16 protein-coding genes are annotated in these 19950 nt (G+C 68.4%); 6 read left to right on the forward strand and 10 right to left on the reverse strand.

Features of this window, described 5'->3' with window-relative positions; genetic code table 11:
* Positions 1 to 1139: 1139 nt before the first annotated feature.
* From ABZX12_RS42625 to ABZX12_RS42670, 10 genes are all read right to left on the reverse strand, one after another.
* Positions 1140 to 2210 carry a hypothetical protein gene (locus tag ABZX12_RS42625; protein ID WP_355701199.1) on the reverse strand — a complete coding sequence of 357 codons (1071 nt, stop codon included), beginning with the start codon at positions 2208 to 2210 and terminating at the stop codon, positions 1140 to 1142.
* Positions 2211 to 2286: 76 nt separating this feature from the next.
* The gene (locus ABZX12_RS42630) at positions 2287 to 2574 is read right to left on the reverse strand and encodes a 4a-hydroxytetrahydrobiopterin dehydratase (RefSeq protein WP_355701200.1); all 288 of its coding nucleotides are present in this window, start codon (positions 2572 to 2574) and stop codon (positions 2287 to 2289) included.
* A 4-nt stretch (positions 2575 to 2578) separates the two neighbouring features.
* Positions 2579 to 5059 (reverse strand): glycoside hydrolase domain-containing protein, encoded by a 2481-nt coding sequence (locus tag ABZX12_RS42635; RefSeq protein WP_355701201.1) that lies wholly within the window; start codon positions 5057 to 5059, stop codon positions 2579 to 2581.
* A 113-nt stretch (positions 5060 to 5172) separates the two neighbouring features.
* Positions 5173 to 6558, reverse strand: coding sequence for an MFS transporter (locus tag ABZX12_RS42640; protein WP_355701202.1), 1386 nt, complete (start codon positions 6556 to 6558; stop codon positions 5173 to 5175).
* Between the two features lie 34 nt (positions 6559 to 6592).
* A complete protein-coding gene (locus ABZX12_RS42645; RefSeq protein ID WP_355701203.1) occupies positions 6593 to 8569 on the reverse strand; it encodes an AarF/UbiB family protein in 1977 nt (658 codons plus the stop codon).
* 121 nt (positions 8570 to 8690) lie between these two features.
* Positions 8691 to 9443, reverse strand: a complete 753-nt coding sequence (locus tag ABZX12_RS42650) for a succinate dehydrogenase/fumarate reductase iron-sulfur subunit (protein ID WP_355701204.1) — start codon at positions 9441 to 9443, stop codon at positions 8691 to 8693.
* Entirely contained in the window at positions 9440 to 11320 is a 1881-nt protein-coding gene (locus ABZX12_RS42655) for a fumarate reductase/succinate dehydrogenase flavoprotein subunit (RefSeq protein WP_355701205.1), read from the reverse strand. Before ABZX12_RS42655 ends, ABZX12_RS42650 begins: the two co-directional genes overlap by 4 nt.
* A 32-nt stretch (positions 11321 to 11352) precedes the next feature.
* Complete coding sequence (locus ABZX12_RS42660) at positions 11353 to 12153, reverse strand: hypothetical protein (protein ID WP_355701206.1); 801 nt, start codon at positions 12151 to 12153, stop codon at positions 11353 to 11355.
* Complete coding sequence (locus tag ABZX12_RS42665; RefSeq protein WP_355701207.1) at positions 12153 to 12455, reverse strand: hypothetical protein; 303 nt, start codon at positions 12453 to 12455, stop codon at positions 12153 to 12155. The genes ABZX12_RS42660 and ABZX12_RS42665 overlap by 1 nt, the downstream gene beginning before the upstream one ends.
* A gap of 102 nt (positions 12456 to 12557) precedes the next feature.
* Entirely contained in the window at positions 12558 to 13172 is a 615-nt protein-coding gene (locus ABZX12_RS42670) for a hypothetical protein (RefSeq protein WP_355701208.1), read from the reverse strand.
* Between the two features lie 17 nt (positions 13173 to 13189).
* Here ABZX12_RS42670 and ABZX12_RS42675 point away from each other — a divergent pair, with 17 nt between their 5' ends.
* The 6 genes from ABZX12_RS42675 (at position 13190) to ABZX12_RS42700 (ending at position 19788) form a co-directional block, all read left to right on the forward strand.
* The gene (locus ABZX12_RS42675) at positions 13190 to 13558 is read left to right on the forward strand and encodes a (deoxy)nucleoside triphosphate pyrophosphohydrolase (protein ID WP_355701209.1); all 369 of its coding nucleotides are present in this window, start codon (positions 13190 to 13192) and stop codon (positions 13556 to 13558) included.
* A gap of 146 nt (positions 13559 to 13704) precedes the next feature.
* On the forward strand, positions 13705 to 14751 hold the full coding sequence (locus tag ABZX12_RS42680; RefSeq protein ID WP_355701210.1) for an ABC transporter permease: 1047 nt from the start codon (positions 13705 to 13707) through the stop codon (positions 14749 to 14751).
* Positions 14752 to 14754: 3 nt separating this feature from the next.
* Positions 14755 to 15759 carry an ABC transporter permease gene (locus tag ABZX12_RS42685; RefSeq protein WP_355701211.1) on the forward strand — a complete coding sequence of 335 codons (1005 nt, stop codon included), beginning with the start codon at positions 14755 to 14757 and terminating at the stop codon, positions 15757 to 15759.
* 13 nt (positions 15760 to 15772) lie between these two features.
* Positions 15773 to 16843 (forward strand): ABC transporter ATP-binding protein, encoded by a 1071-nt coding sequence (locus ABZX12_RS42690; protein WP_355701212.1) that lies wholly within the window; start codon positions 15773 to 15775, stop codon positions 16841 to 16843.
* Between the two features lie 16 nt (positions 16844 to 16859).
* On the forward strand, positions 16860 to 17903 hold the full coding sequence (locus ABZX12_RS42695; RefSeq protein ID WP_355701213.1) for a dipeptide ABC transporter ATP-binding protein: 1044 nt from the start codon (positions 16860 to 16862) through the stop codon (positions 17901 to 17903).
* 211 nt (positions 17904 to 18114) lie between these two features.
* Positions 18115 to 19788: an ABC transporter substrate-binding protein gene (locus tag ABZX12_RS42700; RefSeq protein ID WP_355701214.1), complete on the forward strand. Its 1674-nt coding sequence runs from the start codon at positions 18115 to 18117 to the stop codon at positions 19786 to 19788.
* Positions 19789 to 19950 lie beyond the last annotated feature (162 nt).

Consider the following 19950-nt stretch of genomic DNA (forward strand, 5'->3'; position numbering starts at 1 on the left):
GCCGGACACTCAGCCACGCCGGACGGCGGGGCCGGACACTCAGCCACGCCGGACGGCGGGGCCGGACACTCAGCCACGCCGGACGGCGGGGCCGGACACTCAGCCACGCCGGACGGCGGGGCCGGGTGGTACGGCGGGGCCGGGTGCGGAGCCACGTCGTACGGCATCGGCAGGCGCGGAGCCTGGATGTGGGGCACTGCAGGTCGTCCATCCAGCTGGTGACGGAGACGCCAGCGTGGACCGGTCGCGGTGGCGGGCGGATGAGGCCGCTCTGCAGCAGGCGGCGGAGTTCGCGGCGACCGGTTGAGGCCGGACAGCACAACGGCCTTCTACCCTCGGGCACGCGGGTCGGGAGGCTGTTGTGCTGTGGCGGGTCGGGTGTTGTTGATCTGGGTGGTGGGTGGTTGGGGCGTGCCGTGGGTGGGGGCTGGTGGGTGCCGGTCGGCGGCGTGGTGGGGGCCGAGGGGCCGGATGGTTGTGCTCGGGGCAGGAGGTCTGGGGATGAGGACCTGGCGGATGGTTACCTCGCCGACAGATCGCGCCCCGACCTGGCGGATGGTTACCTCGCCGACAGATCGCGCCCCGACCTGGCGGATGGTTACCTCGCCGACAGATCGCGGCCGACCCGATTCGCCCGGCCGTGTCGTCCAGGTCCCACCTCAGCCTGCGTACACACGACGAGTTCGCACACACGGGGCTGTTCAGGAGCCGACGCAAGTCTCTCGCCGCTCGTCCACGCTCGGGCCTGAGTACAGACCGCCGGGAACCCTCTGAGGCAGACCCCCTACCGCTGTCTACCCCCAGCAAGCCGTACGACACCCATGCTGGAAACGAATCGACAGCTAATGCCAGCAACCCGCGCGGCGCCGCCGATGACTGGCTCACGCTGTGCATGCCCTTCGCCCCGGGTTCGGCACCAGCCAGCGTCCCGGTCGTGCCTACAGGACGCGCAGGCTCCGTCGGGACCAAGGACCCCGACCGCTACCGCGCGGTTGCAGCAGCTGCATGATCGAAGCGTCTGGCTGACGTTCTGCCGTAGGTACAGCTGTACCAGCACGACCTGCCGGGACAGCCAAAGCGGACGGTCGTCCAAGCACAGCCACCGGCATGCCGAGCCCAGCCAGGCGCCGGCCATCTTCTCAGCGTTCTTCGGCCAGGCCCAGATAGAGGATGGCGGGGTTGGTGGGGTTGAAGGCCAGGGACGGGATGCCGTCGTGGGGGTTGTGTTGTTTGGTGAGGGTGCCGGTGGAGGGGACGAAGCGGTAGAGGTCGGCGCCGAAGTTCATGAACGACGTGCCGTAGCTGAAGTAGAGCAGGTCGGGGTCGACCGGTGAGGCCCACATGTGGTTGCCGTTGACGAGGTCGGCGCGGGTCTGGTCCAGCACCTCGCGGAACTTCTGCCCGCCGTCGGCCGACTCCCAGATGAACCGGGTCGATCGGTCCCGGTCATAGCCCTCCACCCAGACCTTCGACGGGTCGGCCGGGGAGATCGCGAGGCTGAAGGCGTTCACCCGTTCCACCGGTCGCGACCGCGTCCACGTCCGCCCGCCGTCGAAGGTCACGTACACCCCGTCCGACATCACCCCGATCACCACGTGGTCCGGGTCCCGCGGATCCACCACGGCGTCGTACAGGAACAGATCGGCAGCCGCCGGTACGCCGACCCGCTGCCACGTGACCCCGTCGTCCGAGGAGTCGTACAGCTGCCCGTCACCGGCCACAGCCCGCAAACGCCCGGACCTTGCGTCCAGCGCGGCCAGCCCGCCCCCGACGACCGGACCGAGAACGGTGGTCACCTCGGAGCCGTGCACGCGATGGATCGGCTGGTCGTTGACGCTGTAGACGTACGCCGAGTCGTCCGGCCCCGGCTGGACGTCGTACGTGCTCAGGTCGTCCGGCACCTTGTCGAGCAACTGCCAGCTGCAGCCGGCGTCGCTGGAACGCTGGATCGTCTGCTTTCCGATGCTGACGAGCGTGTTGACTTCCTGCAGCGCCGCGACCTTCGCGTAGGTCACCGGCAGCAGCTTGTTGGTCGTGTCGGCGAGCACCCGCCCGTCGGTCTCGGTGAATGTCACCGAGCCGTCGCCGTACACCTTGCCGCAGTGCGGCCGGTTCCACGACGGGGCTGGTGTCGCCGCACCAGCTGGTACGGGAAGGACGCCGAGCAGGGCGACGGCCGCGGCCGCGAGGACAAAGGGGCGTGAGGTCATGCCCTTATGTGTAAGGGCATGACCTCACTGCAACCCAGCGCTTGTCGTGGCCGACAAGCGCCATGACGGGAAGAGGTCAGCCGGCGGCGGTGTCGATGTGCCGGGCCAGCACCAGGTCGTCGTCGGTGATACCGCCGGCGTCGTGGCTGCTGACCCGGAAGGTGACCGTGGTGTAGCGGATGTCGATGTCCGGGTGGTGGTTCATCGACTCCGCGAGCTGCGCGACGGTGGCCACCAGCCGGATGCCGTCCAGGAACGTGTCGCTCTTGACGCTCCGGACCAGTTCGTTGTCGACGACCTTCCAGTGCGGCAGGTGGTCGCGCAACGCGAGGTCGATCTGGTCGTCGGTCAAGAGGTCAGCCATGCGCTCACTCTAGACCCCCGATGGTGGTGAGCGTCGCGATGACGTCGGTGCGCCAGGACCGGTAGCGGCCGGGGTCCTCGGTGAAGGTCCGCTGGTCGGTGACCACGTCGTCCGCGGTGAGCAGTTCGGCGGCGTGTGCCTTGAGCTCGGGCGGGAGGCCCGAGGTGGTCTGCAGCTCGTGCCGCAACAGCCAGAGGAGGTTGTAGTCCTCCATCCCGTCGCGGAAGTTCTCCAGCCGGATCGAGGCCATCGGACCGGTCGGCCCGGGATAGAACATCGACCCGTCGCCCGCCGTGCCGTTGAAGGTCGCCGCCTTCCAGGCGGACAGGATCCCGTCGTTCACGAGCAGCTGGTTCGCGTGATCAGCGCGGAGCCAGCGGTTGGTCGCGTAGTACAGGACGCCTTCCACGCCGGCCTTGTAAGACATTGGCCCGACCAACGTCCGGGCGTCGATCGGCGGATAGCCGTTGAACCAGTTGGGCAGCGGTGAGCCGGTGGCGATGTCCGGGTACCACCAGGCCTGGTCGCCGCGGGCCCGGGTGCGCTCGGCCACCGCCTGGTTGTAGAGGTCCTGTTGCGGGGTCCAGATGTCGACGAGGCCGGCCAGGCCGGTGTCGACGCCCATCGAGTTGTCGCGCAGCGTGGTCATGATCGGCAGCTCCGGGAACGCCTGCTTCACGGCGGCGAACGTCTGCTTGGCCGCCTGCAGCAGCGGTCCGTTCGCCTCGTCGAAGCCGTACACGTAGGCGTACTTGTCGACGCCTGCCGCGCGGTAGCTGTCCATCGCGGCCCGCAACTGCGCGATCCAGGTGTCGATCTGCGCCTGCCAGGTCTCCGGCTTGGACGGGTTGAGCATCCCGGCCCACAGGTAGAACGCGTTGAAGTCGCGCAGCCCGTAGTGGTCCCGGATGTACAGCACGTCGTCGACCGGGGTCGGCACGATCACCGGGTTCGCGTTCGAGGGGATGCACGAGCAGGTGTAGAGCTGGTCGGGCTCGATCTTGTAGTCGTGCAGGAAGGACCAGTACCGATGCTTGGTCGCCTCCTGCTCCGCCGGGTCGGTGATGCCGTAGATGTCGTTGACGATCGCGGGCGTGAACTGGAACGAGGTGTTGAGCTTCGGCGCATCGGGCACCGTCACAGGCCAGACCTTGGCCGCCACGGTCATGGTCCTGGCCTGCTTCCCGGCCGCACTGAAGGCGACTGTCACGTGGTAGGTGCCGGGCCGGGCAGTCGCTGACGCCTTCAGCCGGATCCAGTACGGCTGGAACGAGTCCGCCGGTACGTCGACCGTCGTCAGGTCGTCGCGGATCGGGTCCGGTGTCCAACCGGCGTACGTCGGGCGGTGGTACACGTTCGTCGGCGCCACGTTCAGCGAACCGACCGGCGCGACGGTCGCCTGCAGCGCGCCCTGGCCGGACACGGACGTGACCCGGGCCTGTACCCCGGACAGCGGCTCGGCGAACGGCAGGACGACGGCCTGGACGTTCTCGTACTCGCCGCGGGTCAGCGACACCGTCGGCGCCGTACCGGTCGAGGTGAACGGCAGGTCCTTCGGGTACACCAAGGCCATCGAGTCGGCGGACTCCACACCGAAGTCGGCCAGCCGGTCGTGCGCCCGGGCCTCGATGGTGTTCGACAGGCGCGGCACGGTCCGCTGCAGCGCGGTGACGCCCGCGTTGAACGGCTGGTACTGCGCGTACGTCATCGGACCCGCCGTGAGCTTCTGCCGCAACTCCGCGCACTGCGCCGCCGCGGCGTCCACCTGGGCGCGCAGCCGCTCGTCCGCAGGGCCGTGCCCGAGCGATCTGTCGAGCCCCGCGATCTGCCCGGCGAGCTTGGTCAGCACGCCGTCGAAGTCGGCCAGCCGCAGCAGTTGCGCGGCCGCCAAATCGCCGTACGGCGTTTGGTCGTACGGGTAGGTGTCGACGAGCCGGAACGCGTCGTAGTGACCGATGACAGGCGTCTTCGACCGCGGCATCGAGAAGCCGATGTAGGCGATCCGGGTGATGTCGACACCGGCGGCGGCGATCGTCGTCATCCGCAGCGTGATCGGGGTCCAGTCGCGGGCCCGGATCGGGTAGTCCATACCCCAGGCCTTGTTCGACTGGTCCCGGACGGTGATCCGGCCGACGGTCGTGTAGTCCTGCTCGGTGAAGAAGTCGAAGCCGAGCACGAGGTGGCCGGACCAGTCCGAGACCGGGAGGCTGGGCGTCCCGGCGTACAGGTTGACACCCGACGAGGCGGTCGCGCCCGGTGTGTTGGACGGGCCAACGGTGAACTTCAGGCTGGAGCCGCCGTGCGTCGGGTCGGCGGTGCGCTCGATCCGGTCGGCCTGCGGCAGCGTGACGGACGCGCCCTGCAGGTCGCCGTCGGTCTCGAAGTCCTGGAACACCCCGGGCGGCGCGACCGCCTGCGCGGCGCCTGCCTGGAGCAGGCCGACCACCAAGGTAATTGCTGTCAGCAACAAGCCGGTCTTCCTCACGAGCCGCTCCTCCCGCCGGAATTTCGGTCCTCACCGTAAAACGGGTACCGAGGCGCGTCAAGGCGTCGTATGAAGTTTTGTGACCGAAGAATTCCAGATCTGCGCAGTTTCGATCAGTGTCGCCGGGCCCGTGGCGCCGCCAGGAAGCCGAGCAGCGCGAGCGCGGCGCCGGCGGTGACGATCACGCCGAAGACCCACGGCCGCGGGTCGTCGGCGTTGAAGGCGAGCAGGGTGCCGCTGATCGCGAGACCGGTGGCGATGCTCATCGTCGCCGCCATCTGGCCGGCGCTGCTGTTGCGCCCGGAGTTGCCCTGGTCGGACAGGTCGAGGGTGAGGACCGAGAGACTCGACGAGCTCAGTCCCATGCCGATACCCGCGAAGCCCCAGCCGATCAGCCCGATCCAGGTCGTCGCGTCCGTCCACGCGAGCAGAGACGTCACGAGCAGGCCCAAGGTCATGAACGCGAGCCCGGTCCGCAGGACAGTGACCCGTTCGATCCCGTGCTCACGGCCCTGGAGCCACGACCCGAAGGCCCAGCAGACGCCGGTGATCGACAGTGTCACCCCGGCCCGCGACGGGCTGAAGTCGTGCTGCAGCGTGAGCAGCAGCGGAAGATAAGCACCGACGCCGGCGAATGCGGCGCCGCCGAGTCCGCGGACGGCGACCACCGCGGGGAAGCCCCGGCGCGCGGTGAACGTGCCGGCGGGCATCACGCGGACGGCGGCACGTCCGAGTACGGCCAGCGCCACGACGATCGCCGTACCGCCGAGGAACGGATGTGCTTCCAGGTGGTCACCGGCCAGCGTCATCGAGAACAGTGCGACGGAGGCGGCGAGAGCCCACGGCAGCGCGGCCCGCCACGCCTCGAGCTCGGCCGCGTCCTCGGCCGTCCGCTCCGGTGCCGGGGTGCCGGCCGACTGACGCATCGCCGGCCGGAGCAGCAGCCAGCTCGGCACCAGCAGCACGAGTGCGCCGAGGAACACCCAGCGCCAGCCGAACTGCTCCGTGACCACACCGGTCAGCGCCGGCCCGAGCACCGACGGCAGGATCCACATCGCCGCGAACAGCGAGAACATCCGCGGCCGCAGTACGGCGGGGAGCGCGCGGGCCACGAGCACCATCAACGACACGTCGAGCAGCCCCTCGGCGAGGCCGCTGAGCAGCCGTCCCGCGATCACCATCGGCATGGCGGTCGCCGTGCCGACCAGCAGCTGCGCGAGCGTGAACGAGATCGCGCCCGCGCGCAGCGTCGGGATCGGGCCGCGCCGGTCGGACCAGAGGCCGGCGATCGCGAGCGAGATCAGGTAGCTCGCGTTCGGCGCCGCGTTCGCGAGGCCGAAGCTGCCGAGCGCGCCGAACTCGCGCACCATCGTGGGCAGCGCCGTGCCGACCGCGCGGTTCTCGAACGCGCCGAGCGTGACCAGTCCGATCACTCCGAGCACCAGGGGCAGGTGCTGTCCGGTGAACAGTCGGGGGCGGGCCTGATCGGTGATCGTCATGCCCGCCATCGTCAAAGGTGAAGTGAGGTTGAAGTCAAGTCGCCCGATGGCCGGGCAGCCGGAAGATCAGCACCAGCACGCGCAGGACGAGCACCGCGCAGATCACCAGCAGGTTGTAGCCGAGCAACTGGAACAGCGTCATCGACTCCGTGACCTTCGGGCCGCCCGGCGTCCCGAGCAGCAGGACGGCCATGATGCCCGCGGTCGCGCCGAGCACCGCCAGCAGCGCCTGGTGGAGCAGGCCGGTGAAGTGCCGGCGATCGCGTTCGTCGGCGAGCAGCCGCACGTTCACGCCGAGCCGGCCGCTCTCCGCGGCCGCGGCGATCCGGTCGATCCGGCGCGGCAGCCGGCGCAGCATCGGCAGCAGCGTGGCGAGCTCCTCGGTCGCCGTACGGCGCAGCGCGTCGGGCGTGAGCCGGTCGGTGACATGCGCGGTCGCGAACTCGCGCGACGCCGCCATCAGGTCGAAGCCGGGGGAGATCCGGGAGATGGTCCCCTCGATCGTGGCGAGCGCGCGGAACACCGCGGCGACCTCCGGGGGTACGCCGAGCTCGTGCGAGGTGATGATCTTGAACAGGTCGTTGAACATCGCCGGCCCGAGGGAGACGCCGGCCGAGAGGTGCTTGGTCATGAACTGACCGACGGCTCGTTCGAGCGAGCGCTCGTCGACGACGTCGGGACGGTGGACGATCTCCAGCAGCGCGTCGGTGGCGGCCACCGGGTCGCCCCGGTCGACCGCGAGCAGGAACCGCTGCAGCGCCTCCCGGGTGGCCGGGTCGAGGCGGCCGACAGAGCCGAGATCGAGCATGCCGATCCGGCCGTCGGCGAGCAGCAGGAAGTTGCCCGGGTGCGGATCGGCGTGGAAGACCCCGTCGATCGCGACCTGGCCGAGCAGGCACTCGAACAGCGCGCGGCCGAGGCGCTCCGGATCCAGTCCGCGGTCCGCGATCGCCTGGTTCGCGTTGCCGAGGCCGACGCCGTCGAGCCGTTGCATGGTCAGCACCCGGCCGGCCGAGCGCTCCGGGTAGAGTCGCGGAACCACGAGTTCCTTGCTGGCAGCAACGGACTGGCCGGCGGCCACGGTGGTCATGTTGCCGGCCTCGACGGTGAAGTCCAGCTCCTCGCGCATCGCGTCCGCGAAACCGTCGGCGAGCGCCCGGACACCCATCGAGCGGCCCCAGTCGGTGTTGCGTTCGAGCAGCCGGGCGAGACGGCGGACGATGTCGAGGTCGCGGTCGACGACGGCGGCGATCCCGGGCCGCTGGACCTTCACCACCACGTCCGTGCCGTCGGCGAGCCGGGCGGTGTAGACCTGCGCGACGGAGGCGGCGGCGAGCGGCTCCGTGTCGAAGTCGGCGTACAACCGGTCCGGCGGCCCGCCGAGCTCGTCGGCGAGGACCTCCTCGATCTGCGCCCAGGGCGCCGCGGTGACCTGGTCCTGGAGGCGGCTGAGCTCGGCGGCGACCGAGGCCGGGACGACGTCGCTGCGGGTGGACAGGACCTGGCCGAGCTTCACGAACGTGACACCGGCCTCGTCGAGCGCGAGCCGCAGCGACCTGGCCAGCTCGGCCTGGCCGGCGGCGTTCTCCCGGCCCGGGCGGCGACGGCCGCGCAGGTACGGCCCGAGGCCGTGCTTGATCGCGATCCGGAGGATCTGCAGGTACCGCCGGCCGCGGGCGATCCGCCCGCTCAGGTCCCGCCGCAGATCACGGGCCCGCGGCAACGATCCGGTCGGCACCAGCGCCTCGGCGAGCACCAGGAACACCAGCCCGGCGAGCATCGAGCAGAGCACGATCAGCACCATGAACGCGATCGCGGCGCCGTTCGACCCGGTCCACGGCGGCGTACCGATCATCGCGATCGCCAGCGGCCCGGAGACGCTCAGCGTGATCAGCGCACCGACCGCGAGCCGCCCGAGCCCGAACCGCACGCCGAGCAGCCGCTGCGAGATCGGCACGAAGATCAGCATGAACGCGACCAGATTCACCAGCCGCAGCACCACAACATCCATGCCCCGAACCCTAGGCGCCAACGCCCCGCCCACGGCTCCCCCGCGCGGGTGAATCACCACCAGCACCACATGGGGCGCCCCCTGGCTCCGGGGTGGGGCCAGGGGGCGCGGGTGCGGTGCGTCAGGCCGGGCGGCGGCGGATCTTGTTGCCGAGCCAGACCAGCGGGTCGTACTTGCGGTCGGCGACGCGCTCCTTCATCGGGATCAGCGCGTTGTCGGTGATCTTGATGTGCTCGGGGCACACCTCGGTGCAGCACTTGGTGATGTTGCAGAAGCCCAGGCCGTGCTGCTCCTGGGCGGCCTTCTGCCGGTCGGCGGCGTCGAGCGGGTGCATGTCCAGCTCGGCGATCCGCATCAGGAACCGCGGACCGGAGAAGCTCTCCTTGTTCTCCTCGTGGTCCCGGATCACGTGGCAGGTGTCCTGGCACAGGAAGCACTCGATGCACTTGCGGAACTCCTGCGACCGCTCGACATCGACCTGCTGCATCCGGTACTCACCGGGCTTCAGGTCCGCCGGCGGCTTGAAGGCCGGCACCTCGCGCGCCTTCTGGTAGTTGTACGACACGTCGGTGACCAGGTCGCGGATCACCGGGAAGGTGCGCATCGGCGTGACCGTGACGACCTCGTCCTCGGCGAAGGTGTTCATCCGGCACATGCACATCAGCTTCGGCATGCCGTTGATCTCGGCGCTGCACGAGCCGCACTTGCCGGCCTTGCAGTTCCACCGCACCGCCATGTCCGGCGTCTGGGTGGCCTGCAGCCGGTGGATGACGTCGAGGACGACCTCGCCCTCGTTCACCTCGACCTCGTAGTCCTTGAGCTCGCCGCCCTCGGCGTCCCCACGCCAGACGCGGAATTTGCCTGTGTAGCTCATGCTGTCGGCAACTCCTCTTCGGTGAGGTACTTCTTCAGCTCGTCGACCTCGAACAACTCCAGCAGGTCCTCGCGCATCGGGATCTGCTGCTCCTCGGTCACGCTCACGCCGCCGTCGGCGTCGAGCGCGCAGACCAGCAGCTTCTTGCGCCACTCGGCCGACATCGCCGGGTAGTCGTCGCGGGTGTGACCGCCGCGCGACTCCTGCCGCTGCAGCGCCGCCTTCGCCACGCACTCCGACACGGTGAGCATGTTGCGCAGGTCGAGCGCCAGGTGCCAGCCGGGGTTGAACTGGCGGTGGCCCTCCACCGTCATCTTGGCGATCCGGCCGCGGAACGCGGCCAGCCGGCCGAGCGCCTGCTCCATCTCCTCTTCCTTGCGGATGATGCCGACCAGGTCGTTCATCGACTGCTGGAGCTCCTGGTGGATCGAGTACGGGTTCTCGCCGCCCTCGAGCTCGAACGGGGCGAGTGCCTCCGCCGCGGCCGCGTCGACGTCGGCCTCGCTGATCGCCGGCCGGTTGCCGCCGAGACCGTCGACGTACGTCGCCGCGCCCATGCCGGCTCGCCGCCCGAAGACGAGCAGGTCGGACAGCGAGTTGCCGCCGAGCCGGTTCGACCCGTGCATACCGCCGGCGACCTCACCGGCCGCGAACAGGCCGGGCACCTTCGACTGCGCGGTGTCCGGGTCGACCTCGACGCCGCCCATCACGTAGTGACAGGTCGGGCCGACCTCCATCGGCTCCGCGGTGATGTCGACGTCGGCCAGCTCCTTGAACTGGTGGTGCATCGACGGCAGCCGCCGGGTGATCTCCTCGGCCGGGAGCCGCGACGACACGTCCAGGAACACGCCTCCGTGCGGCGTACCGCGGCCGGCCTTGACCTCGGAGTTGATCGCGCGGGCGACCTCGTCACGGGGCAGCAGCTCCGGCGGGCGCCGGTTGTTGTCCGGGTCCTTGTACCAGCGGTCCGCCTCGTCCTCGGTCTCGGCGTACTGCGCCCGGAACACGTCGGGCACGTACTCGAACATGAACCGCTTGCCCTCGGAGTTCTTCAGCACGCCGCCGTCACCGCGGACCGACTCGGTGACCAGGATGCCCTTCACCGACGGCGGCCAGACCATGCCGGTCGGGTGGAACTGGATGAACTCCATGTTGATCAGCGTCGCGCCGGCCCGCATCGCCAGCGCGTGCCCGTCACCGGTGTACTCCCAGGAGTTCGAGGTGACCTTGAAGGACTTGCCGACGCCGCCGGTCGCCAGCACGACGGCCGGCGCCTCGAACAGCACGAACCGCCCGGACTCGCGCCAGTAGCCGAAGGCGCCGGAGATCGCGTCGCCGTCCTTGAGCAGCTCGGTGATCGTGCACTCGGCGTACACCTTGAGGTTCGCCTCGTAGTCGCCGGTGGCCTCGAAGTCCTCCTGCTGCAGCGAGACGATCTTCTGCTGCAGCGTGCGGATCAGCTCCAGGCCGGTGCGGTCTCCGACGTGCGCGAGCCGCGGGTAGGTGTGGCCGCCGAAGTTGCGCTGGCTGATCCGGCCGTCCGGCGTGCGGTCGAACAGCGCGCCGTACGTCTCCAGCTCCCAGACCCGGTCGGGCGCCTCCTGCGCGTGCAGTTCGGCCATCCGCCAGTTGTTCAGGAACTTCCCGCCGCGCATCGTGTCGCGGTAGTGGACCTGCCAGTTGTCGTTGGAGTTCGCGTTGCCCATCGCGGCGGCGCAACCGCCCTCGGCCATCACGGTGTGTGCCTTGCCGAACAGCGACTTGCAGATGATCGCGGTCTTCTTGCCCTGTTCGCGGGCCTCGATCGCCGCGCGCAGGCCGGCGCCGCCGGCCCCGATCACGACGACGTCGTAGGAGTGTCGTTCCAGCTCAGTCATGTCTAAGGAAGTCCCAAATCAAGAGATACAGCTCAGTTGATGATGCGCAGGTCGGAGAACCAGCCGGCCGAGAGCGCCATGATGTAGAAGTCGGTCAGGATCACGGTGAACAGCGACGTCATCGCGAAGGTGCCGTGCCTCGGGTTCAGCTTGGACACGAAGGTCCAGTACCGGTAGCGCATCGGGTGCTTGGAGAAGTTCTTCAGCCGGCCGCCGACGATGTGCCGGCAGGCGTGGCAGGACAGCGTGTACAGCCACAGGAACACCAGGTTGATCCAGATGATCACCGTGCCCAGGCCGATGCCGAAGCCGCCGTCCTTGCCGTGGAAGGCCTGGATGCCGTCGTAGATGTTCAGCAGACCGAAGACCAGCGCGCCGTAGAAGAAGTAGCGGTGCAGGTTCAGCGCGACCAGCGGGAACTTCCGCTCTCCGGTGTAGGTCTTGTGCGGCTCGGGCACGGCGCAGGCGGCCGGCGCGAAGAACAGCGACCGGTAGCCCGCCTTGCGGTAGTAGTAGCAGGTGCCGCGGAAGCCGGCCAGGATCACGAATGTGATCAGGCTGAACGGCAGGAAGCGCGGGAAGGCGCCGAACCAGGTGCCGAGGTGGCTGGAGCCCTCGACACAGCTACTCGTGATGCACGGCGAGTACAGCGGCGTGAGGTAGTGGTACGCGTCGACCCAGTACCACTTGTTCATGAAGATCCGGACCGTCGCGTAGACGATGAAGAACAGCAGGATCACGCCGATGCGCAGCGGCGCGAGCCACCAACGATCCGTTCTTGCGGTCTTGAGGCCAATTTGCGCGCGACCTGGCGCGCTTACTCCGGTAGCCATCAGGGAGCGTGCCTGTCAGGCGCGCCGAAGCCTTCGTGTTCCGCGTCGGTCCACATGGACGCGTCATACTCCACGTCGGGAATCTCCTCGAGTTCCTCCGGAACTGGTCCGGGCCTGTGCCTGGGGTCGGGCGGGCCCAGCTCCGCGAGGTCGTCGCTCAACCGGGCCACGTCGGACACCAGGCGGCGGATGCCGAGGGTGTCACCGTACTCCTGGCTGAGTTTGCCGACGGCAGCGTGTAACCCTTCGAGCGCGCGGACGACCGCGGCGATGTTGCCTGGGCTGTTGGTGCCTTCACCCATGCCGACTCCAGTAATGGTTTTGTAGCTGTCAGTATGGGCACACTTTGCCCCTGCCGAGCGCCCAACGGAAGACCCCTCGGTACGGCGTGTTTCCAGTTAGGCTTACCTCAGTTGCGAGCGTGCCGACGGGTGGAGTAATGGGGCGTATCCGCCCTGCAGCACAAGAAGATTCGCCGGCGGCGTGAGGGTCTCGACCTCGATCGGGCCGGCCGGTCGCAGCGGCTCGCCGTACCCCTCCCACGACCACGGCAGCACCCGCCGGCCGAGCACCAGCGCCGGGGAACCGTCGAGCCGGACCATGGCGCCGTCGGGCAGATCGGCGAGCTTCTGGGTCGACGTGCGCTGCCGTCGGGTGCGCGACTCGACCCGCTGGCCGTGCAGGACCGCGTCCATCTCCGGCGCTCGCAGGCGTTGACCCCAGGCATCGGCGTACAGCAGGAAGTCCATGCGCCGGCAGTAAGCGCACGGCCGATGGCCGGCCGCCAGAGCGACGGCCTCGTCGAAGAAGAACAGTGCGGTCCACCGTCCGGGCGGCATCGGATCGCGACGCCGGCCCCGGAAGTCGAGAACGCAGGAAATCCACGCTTTCGACCGCCAGCGGGCCGCTCCCAGGCGGCGATCGGGGCCGTGCAGGCAGCCGCGGTTGCCCATCAGGAGACCGCGTCCCGGATCCGCGACGATGTCCTGCGTGGGGAGAACCCTGTTCTGCAACGGCACGGCAGCATCATGTCTGAATGCGGATCGTGGTGGGAGTTGCAGTGGTGCGGGACGACCGGGTGCTGGCGGCGTACCGGCCGGGGCCGGACGGCGGGTGGGAGTTCCCGGGCGGGAAGGTCGAGCCGGGAGAGACCGACGAGGAGGCCGCGGTCCGGGAGATCCGCGAGGAACTGGACCTGGAGATCAAGGTCGGCGAGTCGCTCGGGCCGGGGGTCGACATCTCGGCTGCGTACCGCCTGCACGTGTACCTGGCGACGGTCGTGGCCGGCGATCCGGTCCTGCGCGAGCACACCGAGCTGCGCTGGTTCGCGCGGGACGAACTGGACGAAAGTGACTGGCTGGTACCCGACCGGCCGTTCGTCCAGGCGCTGCGAATCCGGCGCTGAGTGGCAGAAGTCACACCGGTCACGATTCGGTGACTAGCTTCGGCTGCCCATGGCGTCCACACTGCGAGATACGTAGGGTTCCCGGGAACCCGGCCAGCCGGGCCGGAGAGTCCGGGGTGCATCACCAGAAGGACGGGTGACGGGCGATGACGCTGGGGGTATCGGAGACGCAGTCCCCTGATGAGGGACTGCCGGCAGATGCTCTGGTCGAGACTGCCGAGGCGAAGGAGATCGAGGGCCGCTCACTGGGCCAGATCGCCTGGGCGAGGCTGCGACGGGACAAGGTCGCGATCATCAGTGCGGTAGTGATTCTGCTGATCGTCGCCGTGGCGATCTTCGCGCCGCTGATCGTGAAGCTGAACGGGTTCCCACCCGATCAGTTCAACAAGCTGGACGCCAACGGGAACCCGTTGCTGAACACCCGCGACGGCGGTATCCCGATCGGCGGCCTGTGGGGCAGCGGCACGAGCTCGGAGCACTGGCTCGGCGTCGAACCGCAGAACGGCCGGGACATCTTCTCCCGGCTGGTCTACGGCACCCGGGTCTCGCTGCTCGTGGCGCTCGGCGGCACCATCATCGCGGTCGTGCTCGGCACCGTGATCGGGATGGTGTCGGGCTACTTCGGCGGCTGGATCGACACCCTGCTCAGCCGGTTGATGGACATCATGCTGAGCTTCCCGTCGCTGCTGTTCGTGATGGCGCTGACGCCGGTGGTCGCGTCGCGGGCCCAGGACCTGTTCGGTATGGAGGACAACAACACCCTTCGGATGGGCGTGCTGATGTTCGTCCTCGGGTTCTTCGGCTGGGCCTACCTGGCCCGGATCGTGCGTGGTCAGACGCTCTCGCTGCGTGAACGGGAGTTCGTCGAGGCGGCCCGTTCGCTCGGCGCCGGGCCGAACTACGTGATCTTCCGCCAGGTCCTGCCGAACCTGCTGCCGACGCTGCTCGTCTACACGACGCTGCTGCTGCCGACCAACATCACGGCCGAGGCGGCGCTGTCCTTCCTGGGTGTCGGCATCAAGGAGCCGACCGCGTCCTGGGGCCGGATGATCGCCGACGCGTCCGCGTGGATCGAGAGCAACCCGTTGTACCTGTTCTTCCCGGGGATGGCGCTGTTCATCACCGTGCTGGCCTTCAACTTGCTCGGCGACTCGGTCCGGGACGCCCTCGACCCGCGCGCCGGAAGGAGCTGACCGGTGGGCCGTTACATCATCCGCCGCCTGATCCAGGCGGTGTTCGTGCTGATCGTGATCAGCGCGATCACGTTCTTCCTGTTCTGGGCCACGCCGGCCAATCCCGCGCTGCTGATCTGCGGCAAGAACTGCAACGCGGAGACGGTCGCCCAGGTCAACGCGACGTACGGCTTCGACAAGCCGCTGATCGTGCAGTACGGGCAGTACATGCAGGGCCTGGTGAGCCCGGGAGGCCGCACGATCGGCTCGGAGGGTAGCGAGCGCAACTGCCCGTGGCCGTGCTTCGGGGAGTCGTACCAGAACGGCATCCCGGTCTGGAACTCGATCAAGGACGCGTTCCCGTCGACGCTCTGGCTGGCCGTCGGAGCCGCGGTCCTCTGGTTGGTGGCCGGCGTCTTGCTCGGCCTGATAGCAGCGCTGCGCAAGGGCAAGTTCATCGACAAGTTCAGCGTCGGCCTGGCGTTGTTCGGGGTGTCCTTCCCGACCATCGTGTTCGGCTATCTGCTGCTCTTCCTGTTCATCGTCAAGCTGGATTGGATCCCGTTCCCTGACACGGCGAACGCGGCCTTGTTCACTGTCGGTCCGGTCAAGTGGCTGCAGTTCTACATCCTGCCCTGGATGACGCTCGCGCTGGTGTACGCGGCGCTGTACACCCGGCTGACCAGAGCGAACATGATCGACACCATGAACGAGGACTACATCCGCACCGCCCGGGCGAAGGGCCTGGACGAACGGACGGTGGTCTTCAAGCACGGGCTGCGGTCCGCGCTGACGCCGATCGTGACCATCTTCGGCCTGGACGTCGGCGGCCTGCTGGGGGGCGCGGTGATCACCGAGCAGATCTTCAGCATCACCGGGCTCGGCAAGTTCTCGATCGACTCGGTGCTCAGCAACGACCTGCCCGCGATCATGGGCGTGGTGCTGTTCGCGGCGATCTTCGTGGTGATCGCGAACATCATCGTCGACGTCCTGTACGCCGTCATCGACCCGCGCGTGCGGCTGGCCTGAGGAAGGTGGCGTGGTGACCGAATCCGTGACCAGTGCGACGCCCGCGGAGGCGCGCTCGCGGAAGCCGTTCCTGGAGGTCAAGGACCTGCAGGTGCACTTCCCGACCGACGACGGCCTGGTGAAGGCCGTGAACGGGCTGAGCTTCACCCTGGAGCGCGGCAAGACGCTCGGTATCGTCGGCGAGTCCGGCTCCGGCAAGAGCGTGTCCAGCCTGGCGATCATGGGCCTGCACAAGGGCAGCCGGGCGCAGGTGACCGGCGAGATCTGGCTGGACGGCGCCGAGCTGGTCGGGATGTCCGTGGCCGAGATGCGGACGCTGCGCGGCCAGCAGGTCGCGATGATCTTCCAGGACCCGCTGTCGGCGATGCATCCGTTCTACCGGGTCGGCGACCAGCTCACCGAGGCTTACCTGGTGCACAACGACGCGCCGAAGGCGGTGGCCAAGAAGCGCGCGATCGACCTGCTCGACCGGGTCGGCATCCCGGCGCCGGACAAGCGCTTCTACGACTACCCGCACCAGTTCTCCGGCGGTATGCGGCAGCGCGCGATGATCGCGATGGCGCTGATGTGCGACCCGGCGCTGCTGATCGCGGACGAGCCGACCACCGCACTCGACGTCACCGTGCAGGCCCAGATCCTCGACCTGATGCAGGATCTGCAGAAGGAGTTCAACTCCGCGATCATCCTGATCACCCACGACCTCGGCGTGGTGGCCAAGATGACCGAGAACGTGGTCGTGATGTACGGCGGCCGGGTGGTCGAGACGGGTGCCGTCCGGGACATCTTCTACCGGCCCGAGATGCCGTACACGTGGGGTCTGCTCGGTTCGATCCCGCGGGTGAACCGCTCCGGCGACGGCCGGCTCAAGTCGATCCGGGGTACGCCGCCGTCGCTGATCAACCTGCCCAAGGGATGCCCGTTCCAGCCGCGCTGCGACTACCAGGGCCACGTCGAGGGCGCGGACTGCGCCACCGAACTGCCCGAGCTGTTGCAGATCGGCCAGGAGCCGCACCTGGTGCGGTGCCACATCCGGTCCGAGCAGCGCCGCAAGCTGTTCACCGAGCAGATCAAGCCGAACCTGTGATGGCCGAGGAGCGCTGGTGAGTACGACGACAGCAGCCGAGCAGACGGCCGGCAAGGAATCCGCACGCGGCGAGCTGCTGCTCGAGACCCGCGGACTGCAACGCTACTTCCCGGTCACCCGGGGGATCATCTTCCAGAAGCAGACCGGCGCGGTGAAGGCGGTCGACGGCGTCGACCTCAGCATCCACGCCGGCGAGACGCTCGGCGTGGTCGGTGAGTCCGGCTGCGGGAAGACCACCACGGGCCGGCTGGTGACCCGGCTGGACGAGCCCACCGGCGGATCGATCTCGTTCCAGGGCTCGGACATCACGCACCTGAACCGGATGAAGATGCGGCCGTTTCGGCGCGACATCCAGATGATCTTCCAGGACCCGTTCTCGTCGCTGAATCCCCGGCAGACGGTCGGCACGATCATCTCGGCGCCGTTCGACATCCAGGGCGCCAAGCCCGAGGGCGGGACGAAGAAGGCCGTTCAGGCGCTGATGGAGACGGTCGGGCTGAACCCCGAGCACTACAACCGGTACCCGCACGAGTTCTCCGGTGGCCAGCGGCAACGGATCGGCGTCGCGCGGGCGCTCGCGCTGCGCCCGAAGCTGATCGTCTGCGACGAGCCGGTGTCGGCGCTCGACGTGTCGATCCAGGCCCAGATCGTGAACCTGCTGGAGGATCTGCAGAACGAGTTCGGCCTGGCCTACCTGTTCATCGCGCACGACCTGTCGGTGATCCGGCACATCTCCGACCGGGTCGCGGTGATGTACCTGGGCAAGGTGGTCGAGACCGCCGACCGGGACGAGTTGTACAACCACGCCCGGCACCCGTACACGCATGCGTTGCTGTCCGCGGTCCCGGAGGCCGATCCGGACGCCGAGGAGCGGCGCGAGCGGATCCGGCTGACCGGCGACGTGCCGAGCCCACTGAACCCGCCCTCGGGGTGCCGCTTCCGCACCAGGTGCTGGAAGGCGCAGGAGATCTGCGCCGCGGAGGAACCGCCGCTGGTCCAGATCGGCGCCCCGGGCCATCAAGCGGCGTGCCACTTCCCGGAGGAACGGGACGTGGTCTGACGACTACACAGAGCTTCGCTCCGGTGTACCAACGGCATTGAAGGGATCACGATCTGGTCAAGCGGGCGAATCTGCATTGCGCTGTTTGTGAACACGTGAGTTGATGACCGCCACATGACGTAGATCTCTTTCTTCATGCCGCCGTGACCCGGCGACAAGTGTCAACACAAGGAAGGAAACACTGGCCATGGATCACCTCAAACGAACCGGAGTGGCAATCGCCGTGGGGTTCGGTCTGAGCCTGACCGCGGTTGCCTGCGGCGGGGGAGAAAGCAATACGCCGACCGGGCAGGCCTCGGCCGGTGCCAAGGGGGGCACCGTCACCGTGTACCACGTCAACGACGTGGAGCACCTCGACCCGGCGCGGAACTTCGTCACCGACTCCGGCATGATCGGCAAGCTGATCACCCGGACCCTGACGGACTACCGGTACGACGCCAAGGCGAAGAAGATCATCCTCGAGAAGGACCTCGCCGACAGCTACGAGTCCAGCCCCGACTTCAAGACCTGGACCTTCAAGCTGAAGGACGGCATCAAGTACGAGGACGGCACGCCGATCGTTGCCGCCGACATCAAGTACAACGCCGAGCGGTCCTTCGCCGCCGACATGGCCGAGGGTGCGCCGTACGCGCACGAGTACCTCGACTGCAAGGGCTACAAGGGCCCGTACGTGGCGAACAACAACAACGGCAAGGGCTGCACCGCCATCGAGGTGCCGGACGAGAAGACGATCGTCTTCAAGCTGAACCGCCCGGTCGCCTCCTTCGACGGTACGGCGAGCATGAAGGTCTTCTCGCCGGTCCCGAAGGCCAAGGACACCAAGACGCAGTACGACAACCACCCGGTGTCGAGCGGCCCGTACAAGATCGAGTCCTACACCCGCAAGAAGCAGCTGGTGCTGGTCCGCAACGACCAGTGGGACCAGAAGACCGACCCGCTGCGCGACGCGCGTCCGGACAAGTTCATCTTCAAGTTCGGTGACGCCGAGGCGACCGTCGACCAGCGACTGATCGCGAACGGCGCGGCCGACCAGAGCTCGCTGAGCTTCGCCGGTGTGCAGCCGGAGAACATCGCCAAGACGAACCAGGCCAACGTCAAGGACCGGGTCGTCGAGGGCACCGACATCTGCCGCCGCTACATCGCGTTCAACGCGCAGAAGCCGCTGCTGAAGAACCAGAAGCTCCGCGAAGCGCTGTACGTCGGTCTGGACCGGACCAGCTACCGCGACGGTCGTGGCGGCGAGCGGCTCTCCAAGGTGGTCGACTCGATCATTCCGCAGGACATGGAGGGCTACAAGCCGGAGGAGAACTTCAAGGTTCCGGACCAGGGGGACCCGGCCAAGGCCAAGCAGCTGCTGACCGAGGCGGGCTACAAGGGCGAGAAGCTCGTCCTGGGCACCGCGGACTCCGGTCTGGCCGTGAAGGCCGCCGAGGCCGCGCAGGCTTCCTGGAAGGCCGTCGGGATCAACGTCGAGATCCAGAAGATCCCGGGTGACAACTACTACTCGACCCAGCAGCAGGACTCCGCGGCGACCGACCTGATCACCGCCGGCTGGTGCTACGACTGGGCGAGCCTGACGACGATCGTGCCCTCGGTCTTCGGACCGGACACGACCGCCCCCGGCAAGGCGGCGCAGAACAACTACGCCCGTAGCCAGGCAGGCTGGGACAAGATGGCCGAGCTGGCCAACGAGACCGACAAGCAGAAGATCGAGTCCGGTCTGTCCGACCTGTACGTCGAGATCATGAAGACGGCACCGCTGGTGCCGACCGTCCAGGACCTCAACGTGTACGTCGTCGGCTCGAACCTCGACAACGTCGTGGCCGACCCGAACACCGGTGGCATCCCCGACCTGACGCAGATCGGTGTGAAGAAGGTCAGCTGACCCCGGCACCCGCAGTACAGCAGTACAGCAGTGACCAGTGAAGGGGGGGGGGGGGGGGGGGCGCCCCGGCGCGGGGGCCGGCACGGGCCGGAGCTGTTTGGGGGGGTGTTTTGGGTGTTGCGGGGGGGCGCGGGGGGGCGGCGGCGGGCGAGACTTGGAGGG

The organism is Kribbella sp. NPDC003505, from assembly GCF_040610875.1.
Classification (GTDB): Bacteria; Actinomycetota; Actinomycetes; order Propionibacteriales; family Kribbellaceae; genus Kribbella.

What these genes read in the sequence shown, in the direction of transcription:
- ABZX12_RS42625 (WP_355701199.1), bottom strand. Translation starts at nt 2,210, where the DNA reads ATGACCTCACGCCCCTTTGTCCTCGCGGCCGCGGCCGTCGCCCTGCTC.
- ABZX12_RS42630 (WP_355701200.1), bottom strand. Translation starts at nt 2,574, where the DNA reads ATGGCTGACCTCTTGACCGACGACCAGATCGACCTCGCGTTGCGCGAC.
- ABZX12_RS42640 (WP_355701202.1), bottom strand. Translation starts at nt 6,558, where the DNA reads ATGACGATCACCGATCAGGCCCGCCCCCGACTGTTCACCGGACAGCAC.
- ABZX12_RS42645 (WP_355701203.1), bottom strand. Translation starts at nt 8,569, where the DNA reads ATGGATGTTGTGGTGCTGCGGCTGGTGAATCTGGTCGCGTTCATGCTG.
- ABZX12_RS42650 (WP_355701204.1), bottom strand. Translation starts at nt 9,443, where the DNA reads ATGAGCTACACAGGCAAATTCCGCGTCTGGCGTGGGGACGCCGAGGGC.
- ABZX12_RS42655 (WP_355701205.1), bottom strand. Translation starts at nt 11,320, where the DNA reads ATGACTGAGCTGGAACGACACTCCTACGACGTCGTCGTGATCGGGGCC.
- ABZX12_RS42660 (WP_355701206.1), bottom strand. Translation starts at nt 12,153, where the DNA reads ATGGCTACCGGAGTAAGCGCGCCAGGTCGCGCGCAAATTGGCCTCAAG.
- ABZX12_RS42665 (WP_355701207.1), bottom strand. Translation starts at nt 12,455, where the DNA reads ATGGGTGAAGGCACCAACAGCCCAGGCAACATCGCCGCGGTCGTCCGC.
- ABZX12_RS42675 (WP_355701209.1), top strand. Translation starts at nt 13,190, where the DNA reads ATGCGGATCGTGGTGGGAGTTGCAGTGGTGCGGGACGACCGGGTGCTG.
- ABZX12_RS42680 (WP_355701210.1), top strand. Translation starts at nt 13,705, where the DNA reads ATGACGCTGGGGGTATCGGAGACGCAGTCCCCTGATGAGGGACTGCCG.